This window comes from Burkholderia sp. MSMB1459WGS (assembly GCF_001534535.1).
Taxonomy (GTDB): Bacteria; Pseudomonadota; Gammaproteobacteria; order Burkholderiales; family Burkholderiaceae; genus Burkholderia.
In genome coordinates, this window is record NZ_LPMU01000037.1 from 40,552 (window position 1) to 54,634 (window position 14,083).

Here is a 14,083-nt window from a genome sequence, read left to right on the forward strand (position 1 = left end):
CACGTTCAGGCATGCGCGGGATGCGCGGGTTCCGATACGGCCGTCGGCCGGTGCTGGGCGCCGGTGTGCCAGGCAGGCAGGCGCGGGCCCGCGCCGAACAGCTTCTCGCGAAGCGTCGGCGCGGGATCGTAGTCTTCCTTGTAGACGCCGCGGTTCTGCAGCTCGGGCACGACCCAATCGACGAAATCCTCGAACGATTCCGGCATCACGGTGCGCGTCAGGTTGAAGCCGTCGATGCCCGTCTCGTCGATCCACGACTGCAGTTCGTCTGCGACCTGCGACGGCGAACCGACGATCGGCGCATAACGGCCGCCGAGCGACATCTGCTCGAGCATCCGGCGCACCGTCCACGTGCCCGTCGTGCTCTTGCGCGAGATCGCGTCGACCGCCGACTGGATCGAATCGGTCTTCACATACGAGATCGGCTCGTCGAGGCCGTATTTCGCGAAGTCGATGCCGGTCGAGCTCGCGAAGTGCGCGAGGCCGGCTTCCGGGCTCGCGTAGCGCCGGTACTCGTCGAATTTCTCGCGCGCGAGCCGCTCGGTCTCGGCGGTCACGACGCTCACCCCGGCGAAAATCCTGATCGATGCCGGGTCGCGCCCCTGCCGCGCGGCGGCCGCGCGGATGTCGAGCGCCGCCGCGCGCGCCGCGGCCTTGCTCTGCCCGTTCACGAACACGCATTCCGCGTGGCGGCCCGCGAACTCGACGCCGCGCGCGGACGAGCCGGCCTGGTACAGCACCGGCGTGCGCTGCAACGACGGTTCGCTCAGATGAATCGCATCGATCGAATAGAACGGGCCGTCGTGCTTCACGCGCCGCACCTTGCCCGGCTGCGTGAACACCCGCGCCTGCGCGTCGCGGATCACCGCGTCGTCGTCCCAGCTCCGTTCCCACAGCTTGTAGACGACGTCCATGTAATCGTCGGCGCGCTCGTAGCGGTCGTCGTGGCCGATCTGCTGCGCGAGACCCATCCCGCGCGCGGCGCTGTCGAGATAGCCGGTCACGATGTTCCAGCCCACGCGCCCTTTCGTCAGATGATCGAGCGTCGACATGCGGCGCGCGAACAGGTACGGCGGCTCGTAGGTCAGGTTCGCGGTCACGCCGAAGCCGAGATGCCGCGTGACCTGCGCCATCGCCGGCACGAGCAGCAGCGGATCGTTGACGGGCACCTGCACCGATTCGCGCAGCGCGGCGTCGGGCCCGCCGCCGAACACGTCGTACACGCCGACGATGTCCGCGAGAAAGATCCCGTCGAATTTGCCGCGTTCGAGCGTCTTCGCGAGATCGGCCCAGTAGTCGAGATCGGTGTAGTGCGCGGAGCGGTCGCGCGGATGCGTCCACAGCCCGTGGTTGATGTGCCCGACGCAGTTCATGTTGAACGCGTTGAGCAGGATCTTCTTGCGGTTCGCCGTCGTCATGTCTGGCTCCGTCACCACGCGATCGCGTACAGCGAGCCGAACGCGTTGTCGAGTGCCCGGCGCACGGCCGGCGAGTGCTGGTAGATCGCGATGAACTTGCGGATGCGCGGGTCGTTCGCGCTCTCGGGCCGCACGACCCACTGGATCGCGAAGTTCTTGTTCTCGGTGCCGTCGAACAGCAGCGCGCTGTTCGGGTCGGCCGTGCCCGCGAGCTTGATGAAGCTCGGGTAGCCCTGCGCGAGGTCGACGTCGTCGAGCGAGCGCGCGAGCTGCGACGCTTCGAGCGGGATGATCTTCAGGTGCTTCGGATTGGCGACGATGTCGTGCGTCGTCGCACGGTAGTCGGCGCCCGGCTTCAGCGCGATCAGCCCCGCGCGCTGCAGCAGCAACAGCCCGCGCCCGCCGTTGACCGGATCGTTCGCGATCGCGACGCGCGCACCGTCCTTCAGCTCGGCGAAGCTTTTCACCTTCTTCGAATAGAGGCCGATCTTCATGATCGTGCCGGGCGCGATCGCGATGAAGTCGTAGCCGCCCTGCTTCTTCGCGTTCTCGAGAAACGGGATGTGCTGGAAGTAGTTGACGTCGATGTCCTTGTTCGCGAGCGCCGCGTTGGGCGTATTCCAGTCGGTGAATTCGACGATCTTCACGTCGAGGCCCTGCGCCTTCGCCTCCTTCGCGGCAATCTTCAGCGCCTCGATCTGCGGGCTGGTCGAGATGCCGACCTTCAGCGGCGCGGTGTCGGCGCGCGCGCCGTTCGGCAGCACGAGGCCGAGCCATGCCGCGAGCAGCGCGGCCGTCAGCAGGCGGGCCAGGCGGCCGGCGAAAAAGCGGGCGGAAAAAACGGGATGCAGCATGGAAACCACTCTCCTGTCCAAAGACGGTATCGACGGATGAGCGACGCCGCGGCGAACGCACGGGCGCTCTCCGGACAGTCGTCGTTGCATCGGAAAAGGATCAGCCGATGATAGAGAGCGGCGGGAGGACGGTCTACGAAGCGATTGTGCGAAGAAAATCGCGCGCGGCGATATGGCGGCGTCGGGCGCGCTGCGCCGCCCGGCAGACCGAATACCGGCCATGCCGCGCCGATCGCCCGCGCGCGCCGTAGCGGAGCAACGGCCGGCTGCCCGGGCGCCGCCAGGCCGAAATCTCGGCCTGCCCGCCGCGCCGATTCCGAAATCTCGGCCGGCCGGCGTGGAGAACCCTTTCCGCAGACGAAACAAATCCCTTATGAATCAATGCATTAAAAATATTCCGGCGGGCTGCGATGCTGGCACGGGGGTTGCGTAATAGACGGCACACGATGCCGCGAAGCGAATGCAGGCATTCCAAACATCAGGAGACACGTCTTGCAGACCTCTATCCAAACCCCGTCCCATCCCGAGCCGATTGCCGCAGCCGGTCCCGCCACGCGCGAACGCTTCTGGCCGCAAGGCTGGTGGAAGCTGATGGAAATCCGCATCGGCATCATCCCGCTGCCTGTCTACGTGATCCTGTTCGGGCTGATCGTCGGCTTCGCGGTGACGGGCAAGGTGCCCGGCGAAATCTCGATGGCGATCGCCGTCCTCGCGTTCTTCGGCTTCACCTGCGCGGAACTGGGCAAGCGCCTGCCGCTGCTGCGCAACATCGGCGCGGCCGCGATCTTCGCGACCTTCGTGCCGTCGGCGCTCACCTATTACCACGTGCTGCCGAAGCCGGTGCTGAACCTGACGGTCGAATTCACGAAGTCGACCAACTTCCTGTACCTGTTCATCGCGTCGATCATCGTCGGCAGCATCTTGAGCATGGACCGGCGCGTGCTGATCCAGGGCTTCGTGAAGATCTTCGTCCCGCTCGCCGTCGGCTCCATCGCGGCCGCGATCGTCGGCACGGCGGTCGGCACCGCGCTCGGCCTCGGCGCGCGCCACACGCTGCTGTACATCGTCGTGCCGATCATGGCGGGCGGCGTCGGCGAAGGCGCGATTCCGCTGTCGATCGGCTATTCGGAACTGATGCACCTGCCGCAAGGCGAGATGTTCGCGATGGTGCTGCCGTCGGTGATGCTCGGCAGCCTGACCGCGATCATCCTGTCGGGCGCGCTCGACATGCTCGGCAAGCGCCTGCCGCACCTGACCGGCAACGGCCGCCTGCAAGTCGGCGAAAGCGGCGACATGACGCCGGAAAGCGAGGAGATCCGCGGACACGTCGACGTCACGCACATCGCGGGCGCCGGCATCACGGCGATCACGCTGTACCTCGTCGGCCTGATGGCGCACAAGCTGTTCGGCCTGCCCGCGCCGGTCGCGATGCTGTTCCTCGCGGTGCTGGTGAAGCTCGCGCGTGCGGTGTCGCCGCCGCTGCAGGAAGGCGCGTTCGTCGTCTACAAGTTCTTCTCGACCGCCGTCACGTATCCGCTGCTGTTCGCGATCGGCGTCGCGATGACGCCGTGGGACAAGCTGACCGCCGCCTTCACGATCGTCAACGTGGTCACGATCGTGTCGACCGTCGCGACGCTGATGGGCACCGGTTTCGTGGTCGGCCGCCTGCTGAAGATGTACCCTATCGACACCGCAATCGTGAACGCCTGCCACAGCGGGCAAGGCGGCACCGGCGACGTCGCGATCCTGACCGCCGCGAACCGGATGCAGTTGATGCCGTTCGCGCAGATCGCCACGCGGATCGGCGGCGCGATCGTCGTCACGGTGACGCTGATCCTGGTCGCGCACTTCGGATAACGCGCGGCCCGCGCATCGTCGCGCCGGCTGCTTCGCACGCGCCGCCGCCGGCCCTGCCGGCGCGCGGCGCGCGTCGTTCCGAGCGGGCGGTTGCGAAGGGCCGGTTGCGGAGGGCCGGTAGCGGACGACCGGTAGCGGACGACCGGTAGCGGGCTTGATGAGGGCGAACGTGCAGAAGAGCTTCAAGGGAATCCCGTGGTGGGGCTGGGCATCGGCCGCGGTGCTGTATGTCGGCGTGGCCGGCGCGGCCGTCGATTTCGCGTGGGAACGCGCGATCGACGCGCTCGAGGAGGCCGGCGCGCACCGGCTCGACCTGTACGCGTCGAGCCTGAAAAGCGAGCTCGGCCGCTTCGAGATCCTGCCCGGCCTGGTCGCGCGGCAGGACGGCGTGCGGGCGATGCTGAAAGCCGCGCCGAACGATGCGCCCGAACTCGTGCATGCGGTGAACACCTACCTCGAAGCCGTGAATCGCGACGCGGGCAGCGGCGCGGTCGACGTGATCGATCTGCAAGGCGACGTGATCGCCGCCAGCAACTGGAACGAGACGATCAGTTTCGTCGGCACCAACGTGTCGTACCGGCCGTATTTCAAGGACGCGCTCGCGCGCGGCAGCGGCCGCTTCTTCGGCATCGGCACCAACACCGGCGTGCCGGGCGTCTACTTCGCGAGCGCGGTGCGCAGCGACGGCGTGCCGATCGGCGTGGCCGCCGTGAAGATCAGCGTCGACCCGCTGGAATCGGCGTGGCGCGCGCCGGGCGTCGCCGCGCTGGTGGTCGACGGCAACGGCGTGGTCGTGATCTCGACCGAGCCTTCGTGGAAATTCACCGCACTGCGCCCGATCACCGCGCAGCAGCAGCGCGACATCCAGGCGTCGCGCCAATACGCGGGCCGCACCGTCGACGCGCTGCCCTATCGCCGCATCGGCGACCGCAGTTCGGCCGCCTGGTTCGGCACCTTTCCCGATCCGCACCGCGCCGGCCGCACCGCGCGCTATCTCGTGATGTCGCGCCCCGCGCCGCAGGCCGGCGATTCGCTGATGGTGCTGCTCGACATCGCGGGCGCGCGGCGCCAGCAGCAAACCGCGTTCGTGTTCGTCACCGGCGCGTTCCTGATCGTCGCGCTGCTCGTCGGCTATGCAATCCAGCGGCGCCGGGCGATCATCGCGCGGCTGAGCGCGCAGGACGCGCTGCGCCGTGCGAACGACCAGCTCGAGCTGACGGTCGCGCAGCGCACGGCCGCGCTCACGGCTGCGAACGAGCGGATGCAGCGCGAGATCGACGAGCGCGAACGCACCGAGCAGCGCCTGCGCGCATCGCAGCAGGAGGTCGTGCACGCGGGCAAGCTCGCGGTGCTCGGGCAGATGGCCGCCGGCCTCACGCACGAGCTGAACCAGCCGCTCGTCGCGATCCGCACGCTGTGCGACAACGCGCGCACGTTCTTCGAACGCGGCCAGCCGGCGCCGGCGCTCGCGAACCTCGAACGGGTCGGCAAGCTGGTCGACGGCATGGCCGTGCTCACCGGCGAGTTGAAGGCCTTCGCGCGCAAGCCCGACGTCGAGCGCGTCGCGGTGTCGCTGAACGAGGCCGTCGCGCATGCGCGACTCATCTACGACGCGCGCATTCGCGACGAAGGCGTGCGGCTCGACGTGAACATCGCACCCGGCACGACGGTCTCGGCCGAATCGAGCCAGTTGCAGCAGGTGATCGTGAACCTGCTCGGCAATGCGCTCGACGCGGTGCACGACGCGCCGGTGCGCCGCATCGTCATCGAGGCGGCCGAAGCGGACGATGCCGGCCGCGTGCGCTTCACGGTGACCGACAGCGGCGCCGGCATCGCGCCCGACGTGCTGCCGCACCTGTTCGAGCCGTTCGTCACGACCAAGCCGCGCGGCCAGGGCCTCGGGCTCGGCCTCGCGATCACGTCGCGTATCGTCGAGGCGTTCGGCGCGAAGATCGCCGCGGCGAACCGCGACGAAGGCGGCGCGCAGTTCACCATCGAATTCGCGGCGGCGACGCCGCAACAAAGGACAGAGCATGGAACATGAGATTCGGGTGCTGGTCGTCGAGGACGATGAGAACGTCCGGATCGGCGTCGAGCAGGCCGTCGCGCTCGCCGGGTTCCCGGTCGACGCGTTCGCGTCCGCCGCCGACGCGCTCGCCCACGTCGCGCCCGGCGCGCGGGTGGTGATCGTGTCGGACGTGCGGATGCCGGGCATCGACGGGCTGCAGTTGCTCGACCGCGTGATGGCCGTCGATGCGCAGATCCCGGTCGTGCTGATCAGCGGCCACGCGGACATCTCGACGGCCGTCGGCGCGATGCAGGTCGGCGCGTACGACTTCATCGAGAAGCCGTTCTCGTCGGACCTGATCGCCGGCCGCGTCGCGCGCGCCGTCGAGAAGCGCCGGCTCACGCTCGAGGTGCAGGGGCTGCGTGCGGCGCTGAACAACTGGCAGGGCATCGAGGCGTTCGTGCTCGGCAAGTCGCCCGCGATGGCCGACGTGCGCAAGAAGATCCTGCGCCTCGCGGATACGTCGGTATCGGTGCTGATTACCGGCGAGACGGGCACCGGCAAGGAGCTGATCGCGCGCAGCCTGCACGACTTCGGCGGCCGGCGCGATGCGCATTTCGTCGCGCTGAACTGCGGCGGCCTGCCCGAGCAGGTGTTCGAGAGCGAGCTGTTCGGCCATGAAGCCGGCGCGTTCACCGGCGCGATCAAGAAACGCATCGGCAAGATCGAATGGGCGGATGGCGGCACGCTGTTCCTCGACGAGATCGAGACGATGCCGATCGCGCTGCAGATCAAGATGCTGCGCGTGCTGCAGGAGCGCGTGATCGAGCGGCTCGGCGCGAACGAACTGATTCCGGTCGACTGCCGCGTCATCGCCGCGTCGAAGGCCGATCTCGCCGAACTCGCGGCCGACGGCCGCTTTCGTGCGGATCTGCTGTATCGCCTGAACGTCGCGCAGATCGAGCTGCCGCCGCTGCGCGAGCGGCGCGAGGACGTGCCGCTGCTGTTCGAGCATTTCGTGCTCGCGGCCGCGCGGCGCTTCGGGCAGCCGGCGCCGGTCGTCACCGCCGCGCAGGTGTCCGAGCTGATGACGCACGCGTGGCCCGGCAACGTGCGCGAGCTGCAGAACGTGGCCGACCGCTTCGTGCTCGGGCTAACCGGCGACAGCCTGCTGTCGTCCGGCGGCGCGCCGACGGCCGGCAGCACGCTCGCGGAACAGCTCGCGTATTTCGAGCGGATGCTGATCGAGGACATGCTGCGGCGTCACGGCGGCAACGTCGCGGATGCGAGCGAAGCGCTCGGCATGCCGAAGAAAACGCTCTATCACAAGCTGCGTCACCTGCGGATTCCCGCGCGCGGCGACGCCGCGGCCGACGGCGGCGAATGACGCGAACGAGAGGATACGCACATCGGCATGGATCGCATCGACATCACCGAACGGGGCCGTCTCGCCGGCCACCTGATCCGCGGCGTCACGCACGCGCAGAAAACCTTTCGCCCGAGCGACTGGCCCGAGCGGCTCGCGGGCGTCATCACGCTGTTCGTCGGCGAACGGCGGCCCGGCTATCCGTGCGCGCTGTCACGGCTCGCGATCCCGGTCGTCGACGGCGGCGTCAAATGCCTGTTCGTGTCGGACGAATTGCGCGACGTGTGCGCGGATGCGTTCGACTTCGCGATGCGGTTTGCGGCGGACAATGATCTGCCGGTCGAGGTTCGGAGCGCGCCGGTGTTGGCGGTGCGGTGACCGGCAAACCTTCCCTTTCCCAAGGCCAAGGTGCGTGCGTGGAGGCCGTCGCACGCCCTTTCAGCGTCGAAATGATTCGTCGGATGATTGAAGGCTTCGGCACATGAGCACGCTCCGACAAGGGTTTCCGGCGAAGCCATCAATAAAATTGATCGTCACGATGAAAATTATGCGTTTTCCTTGCAGCTCGCCGTGATGCATAGTTGCGTCGTGTTGACGCACCTTTGAGTCTTTCAGTCATGAACATGCGAATCGAGCCGTCCGTGCTCGCGAACCCCGACCTGCAATTTGCGACGCTTTCGTCAGGCATCAGCCTGCCGTATGTCGAGCGGGGCAGCGGCGCGCCGATGGTGTTCGTTCACGGTTCGCTGTGCGACTACCGTTACTGGGATCCGCAGCTCGCATCGCTGTCGGCTCATTACCGCTGCATCGCGCCGAGCCTGAGCCATTACTGGCCGGCCGTCGAAGCGGGCATCCAGGACGAGTTCAGTTGGCAGAACCATGTCGACGAGCTTGCCGAATTCATCGACGCGCTCGATCTCGGCCCCGTGCATCTGGTCGGTCATTCGCGCGGCGGCAGCGTCGCGTTCAACGTCGCACGTCAACATCCGCACCTCGTCGAGTCGCTGACGCTCGCCGATCCGGGCGGCCCGCTCCAGCAACCCGGCGTGCGCGAAGCCGCGCTGCCGGCCGCCGCGCTCGCGCTGCGCACGAAAGCCGTGAACCTGATCGAGCAAGGCGATGTCGAGGCCGGCCTCGAGATGTTCGTCGATTCCGTGAGCCTGCCCGGTGCATGGAAGAAGAGCACGTCGCGCTTTCGCACGATGGCGATCGACAACGCGAGCACACTGCCGAAGCAGTTGCGCGATCCGCTGCCCGCCTATTCGGCCGAAACCGCAGGCGATATCGCCTGCCGCACGCTGTTGATCGACGGCCAGCGCAGCCCGAAGATGTTCCGCCACAACGTCGACACGCTGTCGCAATGGATCGGCAATGCACAACGGCAGACCGTCGCCGGCGCATCGCACGGGATGAACGCGGCAAGCCCCGCGGTGTTCAATCGTTACGTGCACGAGTTCGTCGCGACGTAACGCGATCGGGCGGGGTTCGTCCCGCCCGTCTCCCCTTCTTTCCTGAAGTCCCTCAGCAATGCACGCATTGCGCTTCACCACCAGCCGCCGCGCGTAGCCGCGGTACCGGTGGTCGATGCTCGCCGACTCGACCGTTAGTTGCAACTATCGCACTGTCGCTGCGGCAGTCTGAATCGCCATCCGCGACCGATCACGAATTGCATCGGTGCGTAGCCGTGCAACCGCACGCAGGCGCGCTGCCTGTAAAAAAACCCGATCCGCGTCGCCACGGATCGGGTTTTCGTTTCGACATGCGGCCGTTTCGGCCGCCGTCGCATGGCGCTGCGCGCGCCACTGACACTCACCGCGCAGCCACATCCTCCTTGCCGGTCGCCGCACCGCCGACCACCGTCGGCGCCGCACCCCACCCGCCACCCAACGCACGGATCAGGTTGACGGTCGACACCGCCTGCGCCCCCGTCAACTGGTTCGCCTGCAATTGCGACTGCAACACCGAGCGCTCGCTGTCGATCACGTCGAGATACGCGACTTCGCCCTCTTGGTACTGCGTACGCGACAGCTTCGCCGCCCGGCGCGACGCGTTGACGGCGGCATCCTGCGCGCGGATCTGGTCGTCGAGCAGGCGCAGATCGGCGAGATTGTCCTCGACCTCGCGGAACGCGACGAGCACCTGCTGCCGGTAGTTCGCGACCTGTTCGTCGTACTGCGCGCGCGCCTGCTGCACGCCGGCCGCCCGTCGCCCACCGTCGAACAGCGGCAACGTCAGCGCAGTGCCGGCGAACGGCCCGAGCAGGAACGTGCGGCTCGACCACAGGAACAGGTTGCCGAGCGTCGACGCCTCATAGCCGAACGATCCGGTGATATCGAGCTTCGGGAAGTACGCCGACTTCGCGAGCCCGATCCGTGCGTTCGCGGCCGCCATCGCGCGCTCGGCCGCCGCCACGTCCGGGCGGCGTTCCAGCAGCGCGGACGGCAGGCCCGGCGGAATCTTCACCGCGACCGGCACGATCGGCGTCTCCTTGAACGCGAAATCCGCGGGCGCCTTGCCGAGCAGGATCGCGAGCGCATGCTCGGACGCCGCGCGCCGGCGCGCGACGCCGACCGCATCGGCCTGCGCGCTGGCCAGTTCGTTCTTCGCGCGCGACACGTCGAGCTCGCTGATGTCGCCTTCGTTGAAGCGGCGTTGCACGAGATTCAGCGCCTGCTGACGCAGCTCCACCGTGCGGCGGTACAGATCCTGGTCCGAGTCGAGCTGACGCAGCTCGAAGTAGTTCTGCGCGACGTCGGCCTGCAGGGCGAGCTGCACCGAGCGGAACAGCGCTTCGCTCTGCGCCTGGTCGGCACGCGACGCCTCGACGTTGCGGCCGACGCGGCCGAACAGGTCGGCCTCGTACGACACCGTGCCCTGCGCGCGCCACAGCGTCGCGTTGGTCGGGCCCGTGCCCTGCGGCTGGAACTGCGATGCCGACGACAGCCCCTCGCGCGTCGGCCCGAACCCGGCGCCGATCTGCGGGAACCATTGCGAGCGCGCCGAACGGGTCGCCGCACGCGCTTCCTCGACCCGCGCGGCCGCGGCCTTGAGGTTCTGGTTCGCGGCGAGCGCCTGCGTCTCGAGCGAATCGAGCACCGGATCGCCGAACACCTTCCACCATTCGCCGCGATGTTCGCCGTCCGACGGCTCGGCCGTCTTCCACGTGCCGGCCTGCTCGCCGGCAGCGAGGGTCGGCGCTTCCTTGAACGCGGCGGGCGCCGCCGCATCCGGACGCTTGTAGTCTGGGCCGACCGCGCACGCGGCGAGCAGCGTCGCGAGCAGGGTGCTCGCGGCCGCCACCTTCGCGAAACGCATCAGGCCATTCGTGTTGTGCAAGTTATTCATTTTCTGGTCCTCAAGCATCGGGCGCCGGTACGCCATACCCCGTCGAATCCTTGCCGGCGACGTGGATCTTGCCGCCCGCGAGCGTACGCAGCACGACGTAGAACACCGGCGTCAGCATCAGCCCGAACAGCGTCACGCCGAGCATCCCGAAGAACACCGCGACCCCCATCGCATGGCGCATTTCCGAACCGGCGCCCGTCGACGTGACGAGCGGCACCACGCCCATGATGAAGGCGATCGACGTCATCAGGATCGGGCGCAGCCGCAGCCGGCTCGCCTCGATAGCGGCCTCGAGCGGCGTTCTGCCGTCGTGTTCGAGCTCGCGCGCGAATTCGACGATCAGGATCGCGTTCTTCGCCGACAGCCCCACCAGCACCATCAGGCCGATCTGCGTGAAGATGTTGTTGTCGCCCTGCGTGAGCCACACGCCCGTCAGCGCCGACAGAATGCTCATCGGCACGATCAGGATCACCGCGAGCGGCAGCGTCAGGCTTTCATACAGCGCGGCAAGCACGAGAAACACGAGCAGCACGCTGATCGGGAACACGTACATCGCCGAATCGCCCGCGAGGATCTGCTGGTACGTGAGGTCGGTCCACTCGAAGCGCACGCCGCGCGGCAGCGTTTCGTGCGCGATGCGTTCGACCGCGGCCTGCGCCTGCCCCGACGAGAAGCCGGGCGCCGGGCCGCCGTTGATGTCGGCCGCCGTGTAGCCGTTGTAGCGCACGACCATTTCCGGGCCGAACGTCGGCGTCACCGTGACGAGCGACGACAGCGGCACCATCTCGCCACGGTCGTTGCGTGTCTTCAGTTGCAGGATGTCGTCCGCGCGCTGGCGGAACGGCGCATCGGCCTGCACGCGCACCTGGTACACGCGCCCGAAGCGGTTGAAGTCGTTCACGTACAGCGAACCGAGATACACCTGCATCGTGTTGAACACGTCGGTCACCGGCACGCCGAGCTGCTTCGCCTTCACGCGATCGAGATCGACGTTGAGCTGCGGCACGTTGATCTGGTAGCTCGTGAACAACGGGCCGAGCTCAGGTGCCTGCTGCGCACGCTTGATGAAGTCGTTGGTCGCATCCGACAGCTTCGCGTAACCGACCGCGCCGCGATCCTCGATCTGCATCTTGAAGCCGCCGAGCGTGCCGAGGCCGAGCACCGGCGGCGGCGGGAACACCGCGACGAACGAATCCTTGATCGCGCCGTATTTCTGGTTCAGCGCACCGGCGATCGCGCCGGCCGACAGCGCTTTGCCGTGCCGTTCCGAGAACGGCTTCAGCGTGACGAACACGATGCCCGCGCTCGAGCTGTTGGTGAAGCCGTTCACCGACAGCCCCGGGAACGCGACCGCGCTCTCGACGCCTGGCTGCTTCAGCGCGATCGAACCCATGTCGCGGATCACCTTCTCGGTGCGGTCGAGCGACGCACCGTTCGGCAGTTGCGCGAACGCGATCAGGTATTCCTTGTCCTGCGCGGGCACGAAGCCGCCCGGCACGACCTTCGACACCAGCACCGTCGCCCCCACCAGCACGAGGTACACGCCGAGCATCAGCGTCTTGCGCGACAGCACGCCGCGCACGCCGCGCCCGTAGTTCTCCGCGCCGCGATGGAACACCTTGTTGAAACGGCGGAAGAAGCCGCCGAGCACGCGGTTCATCACGCGCGTGAGCCAGTCTTCCTTGTCGCCATGGCCCTTGAGCAGGATCGCGGACAGCGCCGGCGACAGCGTCAGCGAGTTGAACGCCGAGATCACCGTCGAGATCGCGATCGTCATCGCGAACTGCTTGTAGAACTGGCCGGTCAGGCCCGACATGAACGCGAGCGGCACGAACACGGCGACGAGCGTCAGCGCGATCGCGATGATCGGCCCGCTCACTTCCTGCATCGCCTTGTAGGTCGCCTGTCGCGCGGTCATCCCGTTCTCGATGTTGCGCTCGACGTTCTCGACGACCACGATCGCATCGTCGACCACGATACCGATCGCGAGCACCATCCCGAACAACGACAACGCGTTGATCGAATACCCGAACGCCAGAAGCAACGAGAACGTGCCGACGATCGACACCGGCACCGCGATCAGCGGAATGATCGACGCGCGCCACGTCTGCAGGAACACGATCACGACGATCACGACCAGCGCGATCGCCTCGAGCAGCGTGTGCACGACGGCCTTGATCGACGAACGCACGAACTGCGTGGGGTCGTAGACGATCTTGTAGTCGACGCCCGCCGGCATGTCCTGCTTCAGCTCGGCCATCGTCTTGCGCACTTCGTCGGAGATCTGCAGCGAGTTCGCGCCCGGCGACTGGTTGATCGCCATCGCGACGGCCGGCTTGTTGTCGAGCAGCGAGCGCAGCCCGTACTCGGACGCGTCGAGCTCGATCCGCGCGATGTCGCGCAAGTGCGTGACGCCGCCGTCCGGCGTCGTCTTCACGACGATGTCGCCGAACTCTTCTTCCGTCTGCAGACGGCCGCGCGCGTTCACCGACAGCTGCAGCGGCGTGCCGGGCAGCGACGGCGATGCGCCGATCACGCCGGCCGCGACCTGCACGTTCTGCTCGCGGATCGCCTGCACGACGTCCTCGGCCGACAGCCCGCGCTGCGCGACCTTCTGCGGATCGAGCCACACGCGCATTGCGTAGTCGCCCGAACCCCACAGCTGCACCTGGCCGACGCCCTGGATCCGAGACAGGCGATCCTTCACGTTGATCAGCGCGTAGTTGCGCAGGTAGGTCATGTCGTAGCGGTTGTCCGGCGAGATCAGGTGGACCACCATCGTCAGCGTCGGCGAGCTCTTCACCGTGGTGATGCCGAGCCGCTGCACGTCTTCCGGCAGGCGCGGCAGCGCCTGGTTCACGCGGTTCTGCACGAGTTGCGTGGCCTTGTCCGGATCGGTGCCGAGCTTGAACGTGACGGTGATCGTCATGTTGCCGTCGCTGTTCGCCTGCGACTGCATGTAGAGCATGTCCTCGACGCCGTTGATCTGTTCTTCCAGCGGCGACGCGACCGTCTCGGCGATCACTTTCGGGTTCGCGCCCGGGTACTGCGCCTTCACGATCACGGAAGGCGGCACGACTTCCGGATATTCCGAAATCGGCAGCAGGAACATCGCGATCACCCCGCCGAGCAGGATGACCACCGATAGGACTCCTGCAAAGATCGGCCGGTCGATAAAGAATTTGGAAATGTTCATGTGTGGCTCTGTCTGGTTGAACGCGGATGCGAAGCGGGC

Annotated in this window: 9 protein-coding genes; 5 read left to right on the forward strand and 4 right to left on the reverse strand. The window is 67.3% G+C overall.

Annotation, left to right across the window (positions count from 1 at the left end; genetic code table 11):
* Window positions 1-5: 5 nt before the first annotated feature.
* The gene (locus WT97_RS14495; protein WP_060353666.1) at window positions 6-1,418 is read right to left on the reverse strand and encodes an LLM class flavin-dependent oxidoreductase; all 1,413 of its coding nucleotides are present in this window, start codon (window positions 1,416-1,418) and stop codon (window positions 6-8) included.
* Between the two features lie 11 nt (window positions 1,419-1,429).
* Window positions 1,430-2,272 (reverse strand): MetQ/NlpA family ABC transporter substrate-binding protein, encoded by an 843-nt coding sequence (locus tag WT97_RS14500; RefSeq protein WP_060353667.1) that lies wholly within the window; start codon window positions 2,270-2,272, stop codon window positions 1,430-1,432.
* A 492-nt stretch (window positions 2,273-2,764) separates the two neighbouring features.
* Here WT97_RS14500 and WT97_RS14505 point away from each other — a divergent pair, with 492 nt between their 5' ends.
* The 5 genes from WT97_RS14505 (at window position 2,765) to WT97_RS14525 (ending at window position 8,972) form a co-directional block, all read left to right on the forward strand.
* Entirely contained in the window at window positions 2,765-4,129 is a 1,365-nt protein-coding gene (locus tag WT97_RS14505) for a 2-hydroxycarboxylate transporter family protein (RefSeq protein ID WP_059499385.1), read from the forward strand.
* 157 nt (window positions 4,130-4,286) lie between these two features.
* The gene (locus tag WT97_RS14510) at window positions 4,287-6,173 is read left to right on the forward strand and encodes an ATP-binding protein (protein WP_060353668.1); all 1,887 of its coding nucleotides are present in this window, start codon (window positions 4,287-4,289) and stop codon (window positions 6,171-6,173) included.
* A complete protein-coding gene (locus tag WT97_RS14515) occupies window positions 6,163-7,524 on the forward strand; it encodes a sigma-54 dependent transcriptional regulator (RefSeq protein ID WP_060353669.1) in 1,362 nt (453 codons plus the stop codon). The genes WT97_RS14510 and WT97_RS14515 overlap by 11 nt, the downstream gene beginning before the upstream one ends.
* 27 nt (window positions 7,525-7,551) lie before the next feature.
* Window positions 7,552-7,881 (forward strand): DUF3579 domain-containing protein, encoded by a 330-nt coding sequence (locus WT97_RS14520; protein ID WP_060353670.1) that lies wholly within the window; start codon window positions 7,552-7,554, stop codon window positions 7,879-7,881.
* 239 nt (window positions 7,882-8,120) lie between these two features.
* Complete coding sequence (locus tag WT97_RS14525) at window positions 8,121-8,972, forward strand: alpha/beta fold hydrolase (RefSeq protein WP_059499389.1); 852 nt, start codon at window positions 8,121-8,123, stop codon at window positions 8,970-8,972.
* A 340-nt stretch (window positions 8,973-9,312) separates the two neighbouring features.
* Here WT97_RS14525 and opcM read toward each other — a convergent pair whose 3' ends face one another.
* Both opcM and ceoB read right to left on the reverse strand, forming a co-directional pair.
* A complete protein-coding gene (gene opcM, locus WT97_RS14530) occupies window positions 9,313-10,848 on the reverse strand; it encodes a multidrug efflux transporter outer membrane subunit OpcM (protein WP_060353766.1) in 1,536 nt (511 codons plus the stop codon).
* A 10-nt stretch (window positions 10,849-10,858) separates the two neighbouring features.
* Window positions 10,859-14,044, reverse strand: coding sequence for a multidrug efflux RND transporter permease subunit CeoB (ceoB, locus tag WT97_RS14535; protein ID WP_059499390.1), 3,186 nt, complete (start codon window positions 14,042-14,044; stop codon window positions 10,859-10,861).
* Window positions 14,045-14,083 lie beyond the last annotated feature (39 nt).